The sequence below is a fragment of the Mesorhizobium sp. M0052 genome (assembly GCF_040323255.1).
Taxonomy (GTDB): domain Bacteria; phylum Pseudomonadota; class Alphaproteobacteria; order Rhizobiales; family Rhizobiaceae; genus Mesorhizobium.
In genome coordinates this window covers 42,514-61,070 of sequence record NZ_JAMYUS010000023.1, presented here as the reverse complement: position 1 = coordinate 61,070, position 18,557 = coordinate 42,514, and the positions used below count along the sequence as shown (strand labels likewise).

15 protein-coding genes and 1 tRNA gene are annotated in these 18,557 nt (G+C 63.6%); 4 read left to right on the top strand and 12 right to left on the bottom strand.

What is annotated here, in order from left to right; translation table 11 throughout:
• Positions 1–5 precede the first annotated feature (5 nt).
• Positions 6–296 (bottom strand): YggT family protein, encoded by a 291-nt coding sequence (locus NKJ77_RS26170; protein WP_023668602.1) that lies wholly within the window; start codon positions 294–296, stop codon positions 6–8.
• A gap of 148 nt (positions 297–444) precedes the next feature.
• Between NKJ77_RS26170 and NKJ77_RS26165 the strand changes: the two genes are divergently transcribed.
• Positions 445–520: transfer RNA gene (locus NKJ77_RS26165), tRNA-Ala, on the top strand.
• 47 nt (positions 521–567) lie between these two features.
• Here NKJ77_RS26165 and NKJ77_RS26160 read toward each other — a convergent pair.
• Together NKJ77_RS26160 and NKJ77_RS26155 are read right to left on the bottom strand one after the other, a co-directional pair.
• Entirely contained in the window at positions 568–2,529 is a 1,962-nt protein-coding gene (locus NKJ77_RS26160) for an acyltransferase family protein (RefSeq protein ID WP_081726890.1), read from the bottom strand.
• A gap of 102 nt (positions 2,530–2,631) precedes the next feature.
• The gene (locus NKJ77_RS26155) at positions 2,632–3,240 is read right to left on the bottom strand and encodes a TetR/AcrR family transcriptional regulator (RefSeq protein ID WP_023737945.1); all 609 of its coding nucleotides are present in this window, start codon (positions 3,238–3,240) and stop codon (positions 2,632–2,634) included.
• Positions 3,241–3,347: 107 nt separating this feature from the next.
• Between NKJ77_RS26155 and NKJ77_RS26150 the strand changes: the two genes are divergently transcribed.
• From NKJ77_RS26150 to NKJ77_RS26140, 3 genes are all read left to right on the top strand, one after another.
• Entirely contained in the window at positions 3,348–4,034 is a 687-nt protein-coding gene (locus NKJ77_RS26150; RefSeq protein ID WP_023831826.1) for a PspA/IM30 family protein, read from the top strand.
• Between the two features lie 126 nt (positions 4,035–4,160).
• Positions 4,161–4,448: a YiaA/YiaB family inner membrane protein gene (locus tag NKJ77_RS26145; protein WP_023668598.1), complete on the top strand. Its 288-nt coding sequence runs from the start codon at positions 4,161–4,163 to the stop codon at positions 4,446–4,448.
• 91 nt (positions 4,449–4,539) lie between these two features.
• Positions 4,540–7,965, top strand: a complete 3,426-nt coding sequence (locus tag NKJ77_RS26140; protein ID WP_023818271.1) for an acyl-[ACP]--phospholipid O-acyltransferase — start codon at positions 4,540–4,542, stop codon at positions 7,963–7,965.
• 48 nt (positions 7,966–8,013) lie between these two features.
• On the opposite strand, the gene NKJ77_RS26135 is transcribed toward NKJ77_RS26140, so the two are convergent.
• The 9 genes from NKJ77_RS26135 to NKJ77_RS26095 all read right to left on the bottom strand — a co-directional run bounded on the left by NKJ77_RS26135 (position 8,014) and on the right by NKJ77_RS26095 (position 18,432).
• A complete protein-coding gene (locus tag NKJ77_RS26135; RefSeq protein ID WP_352535941.1) occupies positions 8,014–9,225 on the bottom strand; it encodes a hypothetical protein in 1,212 nt (403 codons plus the stop codon).
• Positions 9,226–9,274: 49 nt separating this feature from the next.
• Positions 9,275–10,225: a hypothetical protein gene (locus NKJ77_RS26130; RefSeq protein WP_027050529.1), complete on the bottom strand. Its 951-nt coding sequence runs from the start codon at positions 10,223–10,225 to the stop codon at positions 9,275–9,277.
• Positions 10,226–10,353: 128 nt separating this feature from the next.
• Positions 10,354–12,135 (bottom strand): ABC transporter ATP-binding protein, encoded by a 1,782-nt coding sequence (locus NKJ77_RS26125; protein ID WP_352535940.1) that lies wholly within the window; start codon positions 12,133–12,135, stop codon positions 10,354–10,356.
• A 187-nt stretch (positions 12,136–12,322) separates the two neighbouring features.
• A complete protein-coding gene (locus tag NKJ77_RS26120; RefSeq protein ID WP_352535939.1) occupies positions 12,323–13,267 on the bottom strand; it encodes an acetamidase/formamidase family protein in 945 nt (314 codons plus the stop codon).
• Positions 13,257–14,852 carry an ABC transporter substrate-binding protein gene (locus NKJ77_RS26115; protein WP_460221874.1) on the bottom strand — a complete coding sequence of 532 codons (1,596 nt, stop codon included), beginning with the start codon at positions 14,850–14,852 and terminating at the stop codon, positions 13,257–13,259. The genes NKJ77_RS26120 and NKJ77_RS26115 overlap by 11 nt, the downstream gene beginning before the upstream one ends.
• A gap of 75 nt (positions 14,853–14,927) precedes the next feature.
• Positions 14,928–15,848: an ABC transporter permease gene (locus tag NKJ77_RS26110; RefSeq protein WP_023815305.1), complete on the bottom strand. Its 921-nt coding sequence runs from the start codon at positions 15,846–15,848 to the stop codon at positions 14,928–14,930.
• Between the two features lie 13 nt (positions 15,849–15,861).
• A complete protein-coding gene (locus tag NKJ77_RS26105) occupies positions 15,862–16,764 on the bottom strand; it encodes an ABC transporter permease (protein WP_352535938.1) in 903 nt (300 codons plus the stop codon).
• The gene (locus NKJ77_RS26100) at positions 16,742–17,341 is read right to left on the bottom strand and encodes an ANTAR domain-containing response regulator (protein ID WP_023693236.1); all 600 of its coding nucleotides are present in this window, start codon (positions 17,339–17,341) and stop codon (positions 16,742–16,744) included. Before NKJ77_RS26100 ends, NKJ77_RS26105 begins: the two co-directional genes overlap by 23 nt.
• The gene (locus tag NKJ77_RS26095; protein ID WP_352535937.1) at positions 17,338–18,432 is read right to left on the bottom strand and encodes a transporter substrate-binding protein; all 1,095 of its coding nucleotides are present in this window, start codon (positions 18,430–18,432) and stop codon (positions 17,338–17,340) included. Before NKJ77_RS26095 ends, NKJ77_RS26100 begins: the two co-directional genes overlap by 4 nt.
• Between the last annotated feature and the right edge of the window lie 125 nt (positions 18,433–18,557).

The window sequence follows — 18,557 nt, the reverse complement described above, 5'->3', positions numbered from 1 at the left end:
CAGGTTCACAGGACCAGCGGCGCTATCGTGGTGAGAATGAGCTGCCTGAGAAAGAACAGGAGCAGAAGCAGGATGATCGGCGAAATATCGACGCCGCCGAGGTCGGGCATGAACCGACGGATCGGCCGCAGCGCCGGCTCGGTCAGCCGGTAGAGCATGTTGCCGATGCTGCCGACAAACTGATTGCGCGAGTTGACGACGTTGAACGCATAGAGCCAGGAAAAGATCGCCGAGGCGATGATGACCCACCAGTACAGGTCCAGCGCCATGACGATTGTTTGAATGAGGGCTAGCATGCCGGTCTCCGATTGTTGCCGACATGTAGCCATTGCGCGCGAAACCGGCAAGGGCCGGTCGCCTGCAAGCACCGGGCACAAGGGATTTCCGCAAAACCCCGCCTTGACAGGAAACCGCAGCCTTCGATAAATGCGCCATCCGCTGGACGGGGCTGTAGCTCAGCTGGGAGAGCGCGTCGTTCGCAATGACGAGGTCAGGAGTTCGATCCTCCTCAGCTCCACCAGCGGAATTTTCCTGCCTGTCGACACATCTAAGTTCCGAGACGTCTCGTCAAAGCCCCGCCTTCGCTGCGAGATAGGGCGCCAGGGCAAGCGAGTAGCTGGCGGTCAGATGATGACTGTCCCGCCAGACGATGATGTTGCCGACAACTGCCGGGCATAGTTGCGGCCCGCAAATGGCATCGAGCATATCGATGGCGCGCACATTTTTCTGTCCTTCCGCGGCCAGCGCCAACACGTTGCTCCGCTCAATATCGCTCAGTTTGGTGACGCATTTCGTTGGGGTCGAACTCAGGCATTCGCCCGGGTCGAATTTCATATAGGGCGTGTTGCGGATGGCAACGATTTGCGAGCCGGCGTCCGTCAGCCCGCCCCAGAGACTTCGCAGCCCCTCGATCATCACGTCTTGCTGAACCGCTCCGTAATTGGACTGGCTGGTGAAGATCAGATCCGGTTTCAGCTTTAGGATCTCGGCCAGCACCTTTTCGTGCCACTGCGCGCATAAGACGTTGGGTTTGCCATCCGCCGTGATGGCCACGCGGGTGAATGGGCAGGCGGATTTTGTAAAGGTAACCAGTTTGAAGTTGCGGTCCTTTGCGATCTTGTCCAGTGCCGGCACCCACTGGGCTGCATGAGAATCTCCCACCAGAACCATTGTTTTCGCACCCGTGGGATCGCCTAGAGAGCATCGTTTGGGCTCCGAGCTTTCCTCCTGGTGGCACTTCCTTGCATACACGACCGGCACGTCCCGCCTCAGCCGGGCCAGCGGCGGCAGAAGGTTCACACCGTCCGGGACCACGGCGCCGGAGACGAGAGCGGCGGGCCCAGGGTAGGAAGGCGTGCCGATCAGCGCGGTGTCGATGCGTTCGGTCTTCAGAAAGAGCAGCAGGCTGCCGGATGCGGCCACGCATGTGAGAACCGCCGCGGTGCCGTATCCCAGCGGCTTCCACCAGGCGCCGCCCCGAGCTTGCCGGTAGCGCTGCTCAACATATCGATAGGACAGATCCGATAGAAGCAGGGTCGCCGCAATCAGGCCGAAACCGCCGGCAAGGGTCAGCGAATGACCCTGCGCCTGGGAGATGGTGATCAGCGGCCAATGCCATAGATAGACCGAGTAGGAGCGATCGCCGATGAAACGAAGTGGCAACGAATCGAGCCCACGAAACCGGCCGACTTCAACCTCGCCAGCCAGGATGACCAGCACTGTGGCCAAGGTCGGCAACAACGCACTGACGCCGGGAAATGGAGTTGCAGCGGAAAACAGCAAGGCGGACGCAACGATGCCCAGGATACCGGCGATCGCCAGCCACTGTCTAGTGAGTGCCGCCAGTCGAAACTGGTGTTCGGTCAGCACCAGCAGACCACCCAGCGCCAATTCCCACAGGCGGGTATGGCTGACGAAATAGGCCTGGGCCGGATCCGTCGCCGTCAAAACGACAGAGGCAACAAGTGATGCCGCGAAAATGAGCGACAACGCCCCGATCAAGCAGGCCCTCAGCGGAAGGTCACGGCGGCGCGCCAGCCAGATCACGCCGATCATCACCAACGGCCAGGCGATGTAGAACTGCTCTTCGATGGAAAGCGACCAGTAGTGTTGCACCGGGCTCGGCAAGGTGTCGGCCTCGAGATAGCTGACCGCAATCGAGGCCAGCCGCCAGTTCTCGACATAAAGAGCGCTCGCCACGATCTGGTTGCCCATTTCCTCCCAGCGCGCCTTTGAGATGAAAAGCAGCGTGCCCAGCAATGCCACCAGCAGCACCAGGGTTGCTGCCGGCAACAACCGTCGCACCCGTCGCGAGTAGAATTCGATCAGTGAAATCCGGCCGCCGCGCAGCGCCATCTGCGCCAGCAGGCCCGTGATCAGATAGCCAGAGATGACGAAAAAGACGTCGACGCCGACATATCCGCCAGGCAGCACATCCGGCCATATGTGATAGACCACGACAAGCGCGACCGCCAAGCCGCGCAGCCCCTGTATTTCGGGTCGAAACCGACGGTTCTGATCGATTGTCACCGGATATCCCCAACAGTCTCAGCCGGCCTGGATCAACCGGCAGTCCGCGCCACGATCTTCATAAGGGCAGAGTGCCGTGAGGCAAGAGCCGATCGCAGCAGTTCATTCCCTTTCCGTCTCCAGTCCGCTCACCAGCGTGTCGACGAAACCCAGCAGCTCACTTTCGAGGTCGGTGGACGCCAGGCCAATGAAACGGTCTTCGAGCGAGATGGCGACGATCCCATGCACGGCGGAGAACAGCGTGCGCGCGCGGGCCAAAAGCTCCGGCGTTGCCGCCGCCGGGAGCAGCTGGGCCAGCGGCTCAACCAGATGCTGGACCAGCACCGCATGTTCGGCCAGATGCCATTCGGGCACCGCCACGCCTGGCGCCATACGGTGCTCGAACAGCGCCTTCCACGCCATGCGGTTGTCGCGGGCGAAGCCGAGATAGGCCTTGGCCAGCGCCTTCAGCCTTGCCCTAGGCTCGGCGACGCCGGTCGCCTCTTGCTGCAGGGCCGCCCCCAGCCTGGCCAGTGTGATCGAATTGACGTGCAGGATGAGCTCGTCCAGGTCGGCGAAGGCGGTGTAGAGCGCGCCCAGCGCGCAGCCGGCATCGGCCGTGATGTCGCGCGCACGCAGACCGGCGAGCCCCGAGGACTGGATGCGCGCTTGCGCGGCCTCGATCAGCCTGCCTTTGAGGTCCTCGCGTTTGGCGTCCCGTTTTGCGGTCATTAACCTTCTCTTATGCGCAATCATGAACACCGTTCATTTTCTCCTTGAACGCCGTTCACAATGTGCTACTTTGCCTCATGAACAACGTTCATAGAGGAGAAACGGAAATGTTGAAACAGTTTTTTGCTCTCGTTCGCGGCCGAAGCTACGAAGCCGCCGAGGCGGTCGTCGACCGCAACGCGCTGATAATCCTGCGCCAGCAGATCCGCGATTGCGCCGACGCTATCGCGGCCGCCCGCCGGGCGGTTGCAATTGCCATCGCCCAGAACGAACAGGAAGTCGCGCAGTACAAGAAGCTTGTCCTCCGCATCGACGATTTGGAGAAGCGCACGATCGCCGCGATCGAGCAGGGACAGAATGAACTGGCCCGCGAAGCCGCCGAAACCATCGCCATGCTGGAAGCCGAACGCGACGCCTCCGCCGAGGCGCAGAAAAGCTTCGGCACCGAGATTGAGCGTCTCAAGCGGATTATCCGCGTCTCCGAAATGCGCCTGCGCGAATTGCAGCGCGGCCAGCGCATCGTTGCCGCGGTCGACTCGACCCAGCGCCTGCGAGAAAGCGCGCCCGGCTCCAGCCTGTCGGCGCTCAGGGACGCCGAGGAGACGCTGCTGCGCCTGCGCACCAGGCAAAAGCAGATCGACGACACCGCGGCCGCCATGGCCGAGATGGAACAGTCGGGCGATCCTGCCGCGGTCTCAGAGAAGCTTGCGGCCGCCGGCTGCGGTGCGCCGCTGAGAAGCAGCGCCGACGCCGTGCTCGAACGGCTCACGAAGACCATGACCAAGCCGGCCTGATCGTACCCGGCCTGATTGTTATCCAGTCTGATTGTATCCAGCCTGATTGTATCCAGCCTGATTGTATCCAGCCTGAAACAGACCCACGCCCAACCAACCTAACCTTGAAACGAAAGGACCATATCGATGACCCCGAACACCTATTCCCCCAAGGACTCAAGCGCCTGGAAGACCTTCACCATGGCCAGTTTCGCCGTTGCCGCCACAATGATGGCCGGCGGCATCTACTTCATGGAGGCGAGCTTCGCCGCCAAGGGGTTTTATGCCATGGCCGCCATCATGCTCGTGCACACCTCGATCACCATCACCAAGACACTGCGCGACTCGGAAGAGGCAAGCCGCTTCATCAACCGGCTGGAAGACGCCAAGACCGAGAAGTTGCTGATGGAAGTCAGCCGCAGTAACGAAGTGTAACCGGGTTCCCGCTAAACAAGGCTCAACGCGCAAGACCGCTGATCAATCCAGTCAGGATTTTCACCGGTCTTGCCCAATGGAAGTCGCCGCTATGGAAATCGCCCCGATCAATCGTCCCACAGCTCATCTGATGACATCCAGGCGCTTTGCGCCCTTGTTCTGGACGCAGTTCCTGTCCGCCTTCAACGATAATTTCCTCAAGAACACGCTGGTGTTCCTTATTCTGTTCACGCTGGCGGCGGATCAGGCGGCATCACTGGTCACCTTGGCGGGCGCCGTCTTCATGGCTCCCTTCCTGCTCTTGTCGGCGCTCGGCGGCGAGCTCGCCGACCGCTTCGACAAGGCTCTCATAGCCAAGCGTCTGAAATTCGCCGAGATCGCCGCGGCGGGTGTCTCCGTCGTCGGCATCGCCCTGTCGTCCATTCCCGTGCTGATGACGGCGCTGTTGATGTTCGGCATCATCTCGGCGCTGTTCGGACCGATCAAATACGGAATCCTGCCCGATCACCTCGAACGCAAGGAACTGCCCAAGGCCAACGCCTGGATCGAGTCAGCCACGTTTGCCGCGATTCTCGGCGGCACCATAGCCGGCGGCGTCGTTTCCGCCGATGGTATCGGCGTCGCGGTGTTCGGACCGATCATGATGGCGCTCGCCGTCGGTTGCTGGCTCGTCAGCCGCTATATCCCGTCCACCGGTTCGGCGGCGCCCGACCTTGTCATCGACAAGAACATCTTCCGCTCGACCTGGCGCCAGGTCACCGAATTGCGCACCGACACGCGCATCTGGCGCGCCGGCCTGATGACGTCTTGGTTCTGGCTGATCGGCGCCATCGTGCTCTCGCTCCTGCCGGTCCTGATCAAGGATTCGCTCGGCGGCAACGAAATGGCCGTCACCGTCTACCTCGCCGTGTTCGCCGTCTCGATCGCCATCGGTTCGGCCATCGCCGCCTGGATGTCGCAGGGCCGCATCGTGCTGTTGCCGGCACCGGTCGGCACGGCGCTGCTCGCCCTGTTCGGCCTGCATCTCGCCTGGACCATCTCCGGCATGACGCCGTCGCCCCAGGCGGAAACCCTTGGCGCATTCTTCGCCGGCCCAAACACGATCCGCGTCGCCATCGACCTCGCCGGCATGGCCATTGCAGCCGCTTTCCTGGTGGTGCCGACCTTCGCCGCCGTGCAGGCCTGGTCGCCCGAAGCGCGGCGCGCCCGGGTCGTCGCCGCCGTCAGTATCGTCAATGCCGGCTTCATGACTGGCGGCGGCATCATCATGGCCCTGATCCAGACGAAGGTCTCGACCGGCGGCATCCTGTTCGGCCTCGTCGCGGCCAATGCGATTGCCGCCTGGCTGATGCTGAAATATTTGCCGACGAACCCCTTCCGTGACTTCGTCTCCATCCTGTTCCGCGCTTTCCTGCGCCTCGAAGTCGAGGGCATGCAAAACCTCAAGGCGGCCGGCAAGGCGCCGATCCTGGCGCTCAACCATGTCAGCTTCCTCGACGGTCCGCTCGCCTTGACGCTGACCGATGAGGAACCGGTCTTCGCCATCGACTACACCATTGCCCAGGCTTGGTGGATGAAGCCGTTCATGAAACTTGCCCGCGCTTTGCCGCTCAACCCGGCCAAGCCGATGTCGACCCGCACGCTGATCAAGATCGTGCAGGGCGGCGACCCGCTGGTGATCTTCCCGGAGGGACGCATCACCGTGACCGGCGGCCTGATGAAGGTCTATGACGGCGCCGCCATGGTTGCCGACAAGACCGGCTCGATGGTTGTGCCGGTGCGCATCGACGGGCTGGAGAAGACCTACTTCTCGCGGCTGAGCTCGCAGCATGTGCGCCGCCGCCTGTTCCCGAAGGTCAAGGTGACTATTCTGGAACCGGTCAAGCTCGAGGTGCCGCAGGAGCTGAAGGGCCGCAAGCGCCGCGCCGCGGCGGGTTCCGCGCTCTACCAGGTGATGTCGGATCTCGTTTTCCGCACCCAGGACATAGACAAGACCGTACTGGAAAAGATCATCGAGACGGCGAACGAACGCGGCATGAAACAGCTCGCAGTTCAGGATCCGGTCACCGGTTCTCTCAGCTACAGCAAGCTGCTCACGGCTGCCGCCGTGCTTGGTGAGAAGTTCCAGAACCTTTATGCCGACCAGCAGACGCTGGGCATCATGCTGCCCAACGCCAACGGCTCTTGCGCGACACTGCTCGGCGTCATGTCCGCCGGCAAGGTTCCGGCGATGATGAACTTCACCGCAGGTGCTGCCAATATTCTGTCCGCCTGCAAGGCCGCCGAAGTCCGCACCGTGCTTACCTCCCGCGCGTTCGTCGAACAGGCAAAGCTCGGCGCTGTAGTCGAGGAACTCGGTCGCTCGGTCGACATCGTGTGGCTCGACGATCTCAGAAAGACCATCAGTCTCAAGGATAAGCTGCTCGGCTTGCTGCGCAAGTCGACGCCGCGCGCGAAACGCAAGCCCGGCGATGCGGCGGTGATCTTGTTCACCTCGGGTTCGGAAGGCACGCCGAAGGGCGTCGTTCTGACCCACCGCAACATCCTGGCCAACGCCGCCCAGGCGGCGTCGCGTATCGACTTCCATTCGGGCGACAAGGTGTTCAACGTGCTGCCGATCTTCCACTCCTTCGGCATGACCGCGGGCACGGTGCTGCCGTTGATCTCCGGCGTGCCGGTCTATTTCTACCCCTCGCCGCTGCACTACCGCCTCGTGCCGGAACTGATCTACGGCTCGAACGCGACGATCATCTTCGGCACCGACACCTTCCTCTCCGGCTATGCCCGCACCGCGCACCCCTACGACTTCCGCTCGATACGCTATTGTTTTGCCGGCGCGGAGCCGGTCAAGACAGCGACGCGCATGACCTATATGGAGAAGTTCGGCCTACGCATCCTCGAGGGCTACGGCGTCACCGAGACGGCGCCGGTGATCTCCATCAACACGCCGATGTACAATCGCTCAGGAACCGTCGGCAAGATCATGCCCGGCATGGAATACCGCCTCGATCCGGTCCCCGGCGTCGACGAAGGCGGCCGGCTGTTCGTGCGCGGTCCCAATGTCATGGCCGGTTATCTCCGGGCCGAGAAGCCCGGCGTGCTCGAACCGCTCGAGGACGGCTGGCATGACACGGGCGACGTCGTCGCTATCGACGAGGGTGGCTTCATCACCATTCGCGGCCGCGCCAAGCGCTTCGCCAAGATCGGCGGCGAGATGATCTCGCTGGCTGCTGTCGAAGCGCTGGCCGGCGAATTGTGGAAGGGCTCGCTGTCGGCGGTCGCTACGGTGCCCGACGCCCGCAAGGGCGAAAAGCTGATCCTCATCACCGAGGCATCCGGCGCCACACGAGCGGAATTCCTCGCCTACGCCAAGGCCAACGGCGCCATGGACCTGATGGTCCCGGCCGAAGTGCGGGTGGTCTCAAAGGTACCGGTCCTTGGCTCCGGCAAGCTCGACTTCGCCGCCGTGACAAAAATGGTGCGCGACGAAGAAGCCTCGAAGACCAAGGCCGCCTGACCCGGCTACGGCAACGGGCCGACGCAAGAGCCGGCCCGTTCAGTATGATCAACCCTTCGCCTGCCGCTGCGAAATCAGCATCGCCATGCGCTGGACGGCGCGCAGCTCCATTTCGAGGCCTGGCGATGAGGCAAGCGTCGGCATGTTGAGCGCCACCACGGTCAGCGGATCGAGCGTCGCCAGCAGCACATGGGTCGCCTCATATTTCTCGAACAGCCATGCCAACTGCTCGCGTATGTTCTCGTCCACGGGTGAATCCGGCTGGACATCGGCGAGCGAGCGCACGGGCTCCTGCTCCAGTGCCCGGGCCAGCACCTTGAGGTCGAAATCACCGAGGTCGGCTGCCGGCAGGATCAGCGCGCCGTCGACAAGGATATGGCTCTGCAGGCCGCGCAGGAAGCGCGCCGAATCGGTGAGATCACCCTCGGCCATATGCTTCAGCAACGAGTCGCGGCGCTTCTCCGCGGTGAGGCTGACGCTGTCATTGTAGATGACTGCCAGCAGCGTCGCCGACAGCACGATCACCACGCCCTGCACACTGCCGCGCCAGCCGAGATCGTCGATGCCGCCCAGCGCCAGCCCGGCGAAAACCGAGCTCAGCGTAATCACGGTAAAGGCGCCGATCGTGTCGCGATGGCCGAGGCTCGCGCGTCCAAGGCCGATCGTCAGCCAACACAGGAACAGGATGGCGATGCCGCCAAGCCGAACCGGCACTTCGAACAGGCCGGGCCGGTAGTCGGTGACCATGAACGGAATGATCAACAGCAGCGACAGCGCCATGCGCTCGACCGTGCGGTTTTCGGCCGCCGACAGGCTGTCGCGATCGCGCGTCATCACCAGCCAGCCGATGGCGAGAAAACCTCCGAACTGGAAGGCAAGTAGTGCCGCCATCCGCCATGGCTCGGCAAAGCGTTCCGGGATCGGCGCCAGCAGTAGAAACAGCAGGGCGCCGCCGGCGGCAAAGAACTTTAGCGCAAACGGCGCATGCCGGCGCAACAGCCCCTCGGTCAGCAGCAGTGCGGCCAGCGGCAGCAGGCCCGCCGCCGCGATGGTGACGAAGCGGAAGAGTGCGAGGCCGGTAGTCCAGTCGAGGATGCGGCAGGCGAGCAGAACCGTCAGCACCCGCAAACCGAACAGAAAACGCCGCGACAGCGGATCGCCCGTGTCGCGCCCGCCGACGACCGATATCACGATCAGCAGCCCGAACAGCGCCGCCAGCGAGGTGATGGTGTCGGCCACGAGCGTGTCGTCGAGGTTCATCGGTCAGCGCCCATCAGCTCACACCCAGGCATCATCACGGATGAAGCCATCAGCGTGTCCATGGTCTCAGCACATTCCATTGGCGGCTGCTATCCGCCCAGTGTACCACCGGCAAAACCAGCCGCTGCAGCGTGGCCGCCGCACCTGCTACCGCAAGGGCGGCAAGCGAGCCGCGCGGAACCGCGTCGGCGAGATAGGTGCGCGCCGACTGAAAGCTCATCTGTCCGATCTGCAGCACATCATCGCCGCGCGTGTAGTCGAGTTCCTTGCGGCAGAACTCGTTAAAGGTCTCGACGCGGTGCTTGGCCGCCTCGTCGAAGGTCTTCTTCAGATCGTCCGAGCCGCCCGTATAGGCGTTGGTGATGACGAAGCGCTCTTCGTCGAAACCAGCTTCGGGGCCGACACCGAAGACATGGCGATGGCGCGCCATGATCTGCCGCGCCAGAAGCACATGGGTAAGCGAGCGGCGCGCGCCGGCATGCGGTCCTGGGAACACATTGCTGAACGCCTCCGCGACCATGCCGACGACAGCGGGTACCTGGGTGACATTGGAAATCCAGATCGGCCGCAGTTGATTGCGCAAAAACATCAGGAAGCAGGTCAGGCCGTAGAGGATCCAGCTCAGCCCGCGGCTGCGCTCGTCGGGATCGATCATGACCAAACCGAGGTGCAAGACTTCATAGGGCTTGCCGGCGAGCGATATCTCCATCAGCGCCAGCGAGTTGAAGGCGATCGGCTGCCGGTCGCTGCGCCGGTAGACAATGGTGATGATGGAATGTTCCAGCCGGCTGCGGTCGCCGGAAAACACGCCATAGGTCAGGCTGCCGAACTTCAGTGTCTTGGACGCTACCAGCCGCAGATCGCTGCTCAGCTGCTCCAGTTCGGCAGCCTTCATCCAGCGCCCGGGCCGCTCCACGACGCGCGTCTCGTAGTCGGCGGATACGCGCATGCGCACATCCATGAACCGACCCGGCAGCAGCTGCAGAACCGCCTTGAGCACTATTTTTCCCCGTGGCAAGAACGCCGACCGTATAGTGGCCGCCGTCCACCTAAGACGCGGTAAACCCGAGACGGCAGTTCTTGGTTGTACTCAACAAAGTAAAAGAACAGCTGCCAGCCAGTGCGGGCTCAGCTTTCCGCAGCAACCAGATGGCCGCCGCCGACATCGTTCAGCGCCAGCTTCAGCGGCGCCTCCCCGATCCTGCGGGTGGCGCTCGGGATTTCCTGGTCGAGGCGCGCGAAGCGCGTTCTGCGCTGCGCCGGATCGGGCACCGGCACCGCTTCGATCAGCCGCCTCGTATAGGGATGGAGCGGGTTGGAAAACACCTGGTCGCGCGTGCCCATCTCGACGATCTGGCCGAGATACATGACGGCAACGCGGTCGGAAATGTTCTCGACCACCGCCATGTCGTGCGAGATGAAGAGATAGGCGACGCCGAATTCGCGCTGCAATTCCTTCAGGAGATCGAGCACGCGCGCCTGCACCGAGACGTCGAGCGCCGAGACGCTTTCGTCGGCGATGATCAGTTTTGGTCGTAGCGCCAGCGCTCGGGCGATGCAGACGCGCTGGCGCTGGCCACCGGAGAATTCGTGCGGGTAAAGCTCCATCTGGTCGGCCGACAGGCCGACGCGCTCGAACAGCGCCGCGACCCGTTCCCGGCGCTCGTCCTTCGAGGCGATGCCATGGATCACCAGCGGCTCGGCGACGAGCTCGCCGACGCGCATGCGCGGATCGAGCGAAGCGAAGGGATCCTGGAAAATCATCTGGACGTCACGGCGCACCGCCTTGCGCTCGTCGCGGCCAAGACCGGAGAGATTGCGCCCGCCAATGACGATGTCGCCGCTATACGGCGCCAGTCCGGCCAGCGCCTTGGCGGTCGTCGACTTGCCGCAGCCGGATTCGCCGACCAGAGCAAGCGTTTCGTTGGGCGCGATCGAGAAGCTGACGCCCTCGACGGCGTGGACGCGGCGGGTGACCTGGCCAAAGATGCCGCCACGCAGATCGAAGCGGACATGCAGGTCGTTGATCTCGGCGACATTGGCCGGTTTCAAGACGTCAATCGCATCCCTGGATTTCTGTCGACCGACGCCACTGCCGATGCGCGGCACGGCAGCCAGCAGTTCGCGCGTATAGTCGGCCTGCGGCTGGACAAAAATATCCGATGTCGTGCCTTCTTCGACCATGCGGCCGTCGCGCATGACGATGACCCGGTCGGCCATTTCGGCAACCACGCCCATATCGTGGGTGATCAGGATGACGCTGGTGCCATGCTGGCGCTGCAGGTCGCGCAACAGCTCCAGCACTTCGCCTTGCACGGTGACGTCGAGCGCCGTCGTCGGTTCGTCGGCGATCAGCACGTCGGGCTCGAGCGCCAGCGCCATGGCGATCATCACCCGCTGGCGCATGCCGCCGGAGAGTTCGTGCGGAAACTGCTTTAACCGGCTTTCCGCCTCCGAAATGCGCACCGCCTTCAACGCCTCGATGGCGCGCCGGCGGGCTTGCGCCGACGACAGGCTGGTATGCGCCTCGATTGATTCGGTGAGTTGCCGGCCGATCGACAGAACCGGGTTGAGCGAGGTCATCGGCTCCTGGAAGATCATGGCGATGCGGTCGCCGCGAATGCGCCGCATCTGGCGTTCGTCGAGGGTTGCTAGGTCGGTGTCGCCCCGATTCCCATCCCGAAGACGGATCATGCCTGACGATATGCGCGCCGCCGGCTGCGGCAAAAGCTGCATGATCGCCAGCGCGGTCATCGACTTGCCGGAGCCGGATTCGCCGGCAATGCAGAGCGTCTCGCCGCGCGCAAGCGTCAGCGACAGGTTGGAGACGACATCGCGCTCGCCGTCCTCGCCGCGCACGCTGACGGAGAGGTTGGCGATGGAGAGGATGGGGTTGTCGGCGAGGGTCATGGTGGGTGGAGCCCTGCGACGGATTGGTTCCGTCGCACCATTCGCACAAACCTTGGCGCTGACCCCCACCCGGACCTCCGGTCCGACCTCCCCACAAGGGGGAGGTAGGGTGGCAGCGCTTTACCCTCCCCCTTGTGGGGAGGGTCGCTGCGAAGCAGCGGGGTGGGGGTGCGGCGCCGACGTACCGTCATTCAAACACGCAACGCGGAAAATAGAACGACGCCACCCAGTTCGGCATGTCGACGATCTCGCTGATGCGCAGGTCCCCGCACACCGAGGCCAGCATATAGGCCTCGACCGGATCGATCTGATACCGCCCAGCAAGCAGATCGACCATCTGCGCCACCGCCTCCTTGGCGCCGGTCATCAGGTCCGGCCCGATACCCGTCGTCACCTCATAGCCCTTGGCGTCGAGATGGCGCGTCACCGGACCGGCGGTGGTGAAGCGCGGCGTCTTCAGCCTGGCGTCCTTGACAAGGTCGAGCTTGAGCACGACGTCCATCGGGCTCTCGATCGCCGTGCCGCAGACCTCGCCATCGCCTTGTGCGGCGTGCGTATCGCCGACCGAGAACAGCGCGCCGGCCACCTCAACCGGCAGATAGAGCGTCGTGCCGGCAGCGAGATCGCGGATGTCGAGATTGCCGCCGACCCGCCGTGGCGGCACCACCGAGTGAAGCCCCATCTCAGCCGGCGCATTGCCGATGGTGCCGGCGAACGGCTTCAGTGGTACGCGCGCGTTTTTCCCGAACAGCGCCGGTTCGAGCGCGGCTGCATCGTATTTCCAGATGTTCAGCGCCGGTTCCGTGAAGTCGTCGGCGAGCAGGCCGAAACCCGGAATGTTCGCCGTCCAGCCGAAGCCGGACGGTTTGAACATCTCGATCGTCACTTTGAGCGCGTCACCCGGCTCGGCGCCCTCGACGAAGATCGGCCCGGTCACCGGGTTGACCCCGGCGAAGTCGAGCTTGGCGATTTCGGCAACCGTGCTGTCGGCGTTCAGCTGGCCGCCGGCGGCATCGAGGCACTGGAACTCGATGGTCGCGCCGGGCGCCACCCGCTCGGCCGGGACAAAGGAATTGTCCCAGCCGAAATGGTGGTGGCGCCCATGGATGGTGTAGTCGCAGTTATTGCACATCTTTTACGTACACATTGTCGTAGTTGATCGGGATATGGACCGGGTCGACATAGAGGTTGTCGGCGCCGCCCATGCGCGCGGATTTCATGGTGAAGCGCTGTTCGTTGAAGACCGGCGCCCAGGGCGCGTCTTCCATCACCTTGTCGTAGATGGCGCTCCACATCTTGTCGCGTTCGCCGGCCTTTGCCGGGTCGACCACCGAATCCGCCTCGGCCGCCTTGGCGTCGAGATCCTTGTTGCAATACCACGACCAGTTCCAGCCGCCGGGCACCGCGCCGGCGCAGCCGAGGATCGGGCCGTAGAAATTCGACGGATCGGGGAAGTCGGCGATCCAGGCCATGCCGCCCGACCAGATCATCGGCGCGCCGGCCTTGTCACCGCCGGCGGCGATGACATTGGCCTGCGCCAGCGACTGGATGCTGGCCTTGATGCCGATCGCCGCCAGGTCCTGCTGGATCGCTTGGGCAATGCGCGGGTTGGGATCGGTGTTCATGGCGAACAGCTGCGTGTCGAAACCATCGGCATGACCGGCCTCGGCCAGCAGCGCCTTGGCTTTGGCTACGTCATAGGGATAACCCTTGTAGTCCTTGTCGTAGCCCGGCATCGACGGCGGCAGCGGCTGGTTGGCCGGCACGGCGCGGCCGTTGATGATCTGGATGATGCGCGCCTTGTTGAGCGCCATGTTGACGGCCTGACGCACCTTAACATTGTCGAACGGCGCCATGGTGGTGTTCATGGTGACGTAGCCGGTGTGCAGCTGACCGCCTTCGACGACACGCGCCTTCTGCTCGGGATCGGCCATCACCTCCTGGAACTTGGCCGGCGGAATGCCGTCGCCGGGAACATCGATCTCGCCCTTCTGCAAGCGCAGCAGCGCCACGATCGGCTCCTGGCCGATCTCGAAGGTGATCTTGTCGAGATGCGGCAGGCCCTTGTGCCAATAGTCCGCATTGCGCTCGAAGACGATGCGCTGTCCCAGCGTCCACTCGGCGAGCTTGAAGGCGCCGGTGCCGACCGGATGCTTGCCGAAATCGGCGCCATATTTCTCGACCTCTTCCTTCGGCACGACATGGGCGAAATTGATGGCCATGACATGCAGGAAGGTGGCGTCGGGCCGGGTCAGTTCGAACTTGACCGTGTAGGGGTCGATGACGGTGACACCGGACAGGCCTTCGGCCTTGCCGGCGGCGACATCGTCATAGCCCTTGATCGAGCCGAAGAAGCCGGCGCCGGGGCTCTGCGTCTTCGGATTGGTGACTCGGTCGAGCGAATATTTCACGTCGTCGGCCGTCATCTCGCGGCCATTGTGGAATTTCACGCCATGGCGCAGCTTGAAGGTGAAGGTCTGGCCGTCGGGCGAAATCTCGTAGCTTTCTGCCAGATCGGGCTTCAAATTGGTGGTGCCCGGCTCGTAATCCATCAGCCCATCGAACAGGCTCTTGATCATCGACCAGTTCTGCCAGTCATAGCCGATCGCCGGATCGAGGGTCGCAACATCGTCCTTGTAGGTGATGGTGATGGCGCCGCCTTGCTTGGCGTTGGGATCGACCGTGTCTTCGGCGCGGACGCTTGTCATGCCGAGCATGAGGGCCAAGGCGGATGCCGCGACTGTGGATGCGAGAAACTTTTTCATTGTTGTGTTCCTTTCTCTGTTTCATTTTCATCTGAGCTTGATGCGGGGATCGATGAACGGCGCGATGATGTCGGCGAGCAGATTGCCGAGCACGATGGCGAAGGCCGAGACCAGCGTGACGCCCATGATGATCGGAATGTCGACGCGCTGGATGGCCTGCCACGCCAGTTGACCGATGCCGGGCCAGCCGAACACGCTTTCGACGACGACGATGCCGCCCATGAAGATGCCGATGTCGATACCGATCATGGCGATGACCGGCAGGATGGCGTTGGGCAATGCATGGCGAAAGATGATGGCGCTGCGCGCCAGGCCCTTGGCCCGCGCGGTGCGGACATAGTCCTGGCGCAGCACGTCGATCATCGAGGAGCGCATCATGCGCGCATACCAGCCGGCGCCGAGTATGCCCATGGTCAGCGACGGCAGCACCAGATGGCGCCATGTGCCGTAGCCGCCGATCGGAAACCAGCTCAGCCGCACGGCAAAGACGTAGAGCAGCAACAGGCCGACGACGAATTGCGGCGCCGAGACGCCAACGAAGGAGGCCACCATCAGGGTCTGGTCGGTGGCGGTGCCGCGCTTGACGGCGGCGATCAGGCCCATGGAGAGCCCGATCAGCAGTTCGCACAGGATGGCGCCTACCATCAAAAGCAGGCTGGCCGGCAGCCGCGAGACGATGAGCTCGGTAACCTCCGAGCGCTGTATGTAGGAGCGGCCAAGATCGCCGCTGACGAGCTTCGTCAGGTAGTGCCAATACTGGACCACGAAAGGCTGGTCCAGGCCGAGCTGCTGGCGGATGTTTTCCACCGTCTGCGGCGTAGCACTGCGGCCGGCGATCTGCCGCACCGGGTCGGCCGGCAAGAGGTAGAGCAGCGCAAAAGTGATCAGCGAGACGCCAAGCAGGATGAGCAGCGACTGGATCAGCCGGCGGCCGAGATAGGCGATCATGACCGGCCCCCCATTATTCCCGGCCCCTTTGCGTCGGATCGAGGATGTCGCGCAATGCGTCGCCGATCAGGTTGAAGGCCAGCGCCAACGCCAAGATTGCGGCGCCGGGGAAGAACACCAGCCAGGGGGCGGCCTGGAAATAGGTCTGGTTCTCGAAAATGATGTTGCCCCACGACGCGGTCGGCGGCTGCACACCGATGCCGAGGAAGGAAAGCGTCGCCTCGAGCAGAACCGTGGTCGAGATGCCGAGCGTGCCCCAGACGATGATGGTCGGCAGCAGATGCGGCAGGATGTGGCGAAACAGGATGCGCGGCGCACTCGCCCCGATGCTGCGCTCGGCATCGATGAACTCGCGTTCGGCCAGCGACGATGTCTCGGTGTAGATGACACGCGCCGTCTGCACCCAGTTGACCAGCGCGATGACCATGGCGACGATCCACAGGCTGGGCTGAAACACTGCCGCCAGGCAGATGGCGAGCAGCAGCGCCGGGAACGCCATCATCAGATCGGTGAAGCGCATCAGCGCGCTGCCGATCCAGCCGCGGAAATAGCCTGCGGTGACGCCCACCAAAGTGCCGATCAAAAGCGCCACGCCATTGGCGACGATGCCGATGATGAGCGAGGTGCGGGCGCCGTAGAGCATGCGGGTCAAGAGGTCACGTCCGAGCAGGTCGGTGCCGAGCCAGTACTGGGCGCTGGGCGGCAGCGGCGAGCCCTCGATGGTCAGGCCGTCGAACATCTGCTCGTTGGGGTCATAGCCGGTCAGCCGGGGCGCCAGCACAGCGCCGGCAAGGACAATGGCGACGATGACCAGGCCGAGCAGCGCGAGGCGGCGTTTCACCAGCCGGCGCCAGACACCGGCGCGCGGTTTTGCCGGCATGCGCACCGGTAGATCAGGCGCGATGGGACTGGTCATCGCCGCCTTCCTCATCCGTCATTGCCACGATCCTGCGCGCTGCATCCTCAACGCTGATCTGCCAGCTCATCGCCAGCGAGCGCAGCTGCGCATAGGCGCGCTCGTCATCGCTGCCTTTCGACAGCGCCGTCACCGCGCGCACAATGGTCTGGCGCTCGGCGACGCGCTGGCGCAGCGACGCTATCTCGCCGGCTAAATGTTTTCGGGCCTCGAAACTCTGTCTCGCGATCAACAGAGCGCTGTAGACGCCGGCATTGCCGACCGGCTTCAGCAGCTGCGCATCGGCCTTGTGCGACAGCGCCCATTCGATACGGCCCGGCGCCTCGGAACCGATCAGCGCCACCAGCGGCATCGGCGCCTCACCGGCTTCCCACGGGAATTGCTCGTCGAAACCGAGATCGGCATCGAAGAAGACGAAATCGGCGGCGAGAGCTTCCGGCGGCAATTCCGGCCAGCAGTCGATCGTAGCCAGGCCGATGGCCGACAATTGCCTGGTGATGGCCTGCACCGTCGGATGCGGGCGATGCAGGATGAAAGCCCGCGCGCCGCCGAGATTGGGGATGCGCGTCCGCGTCATGACACCACCCTCAGACGCGGACGGCCGAATGTCTTGGCGGGGTCGTAGCGCGACAGATAGGGATCCGGCGCGACCTCATCCTCCTGGCTGACGACCTCGAAGAAGCCATCGGCGATCCGGCCGATGATCACTGGCAGCGTCGCGTGCTGGGAGTGGGCGTCGATGGCGATCGGCCCGAGCCGGGTGGAGAAGCGCCGCTCGGCGAAGGCCTTGGAAAATTCCGCCGGGCCGGCATCAGTGTCGCGCGACAGCACGTCGGCCATCACCTGCACCGAGGCATAGGCGGAGGCCTCGAAGGACGAAGCGAAGGCAGCCGGCCGGGGCGCGAAATAGGGCCCGACCGACAGATGCCCTTTCCCTGTCTCGCCGATCGCCGGCAACTCGCCTTCCGTGAGGTTGCAGGAGATGACGGGGCAGTTTTCCGGCCTGAATGCCGCATCCTCATCGCCCAACTCGCGGTAAGCCGCCAGGAAGGCATACGACGAGGTGCCGATCAGATTGTTGAGGATGAAGCTCGGCCTCGTCGCCCGGATTTCCGCGATCAACCGCGACACGTCGGTCTCGCCGATACGCAGATAGCGCTCGCCCAGCACTTTGCCGCCGGCATCCGCGATCAGGTCGCGCGCCACGCGGTTCATCTCCCAGCCCCAAATGTAGTTCGAGCCGAGCAGGAAGCCGTTGGCGCCGAAACGCGGCACGACATGCGCCATCAGCGGAACCAGATGCTGGTTGGGGCAGGCGTGCATGTAGACGACATGCTCGTTGGCCTCGAACCCTTCATAGGGGCAGGCATACCAGAGCATGCCGCCGGCCTTCTCCAGCACCGGGATGGTTTCCTTGCGGCTCCACGAGGTGACGCAACCGACGACATGGCGCGCGCTGCTGGTCCTGAAAATGTCCTCGCACAAAGTCGCGTAGCGATCGGCATTACTTTGCGGATCGCGCTCAACCGGAACCAGTTCGATGCCATAGCTCCGATCGGCATTGATGTCGGCGATGGCGCGCGTGGCGCCCATCCGGCACGCATCGGAGACCAACTGGTAGCTGCCCGAGCGGGAATACAGGATGCCGATCTCGATACGCCGTTTCAAACCGATCCTCAGAAATGACAATGCCCCGCAGCCAGCGCCGGAGGGCGAGGCATACGAGGCATATTTGCCGCCCGGCGACCAAGGCCGGTATTTTGCGCTAGCGTATTCGGTCCGGCGGGTCAGTC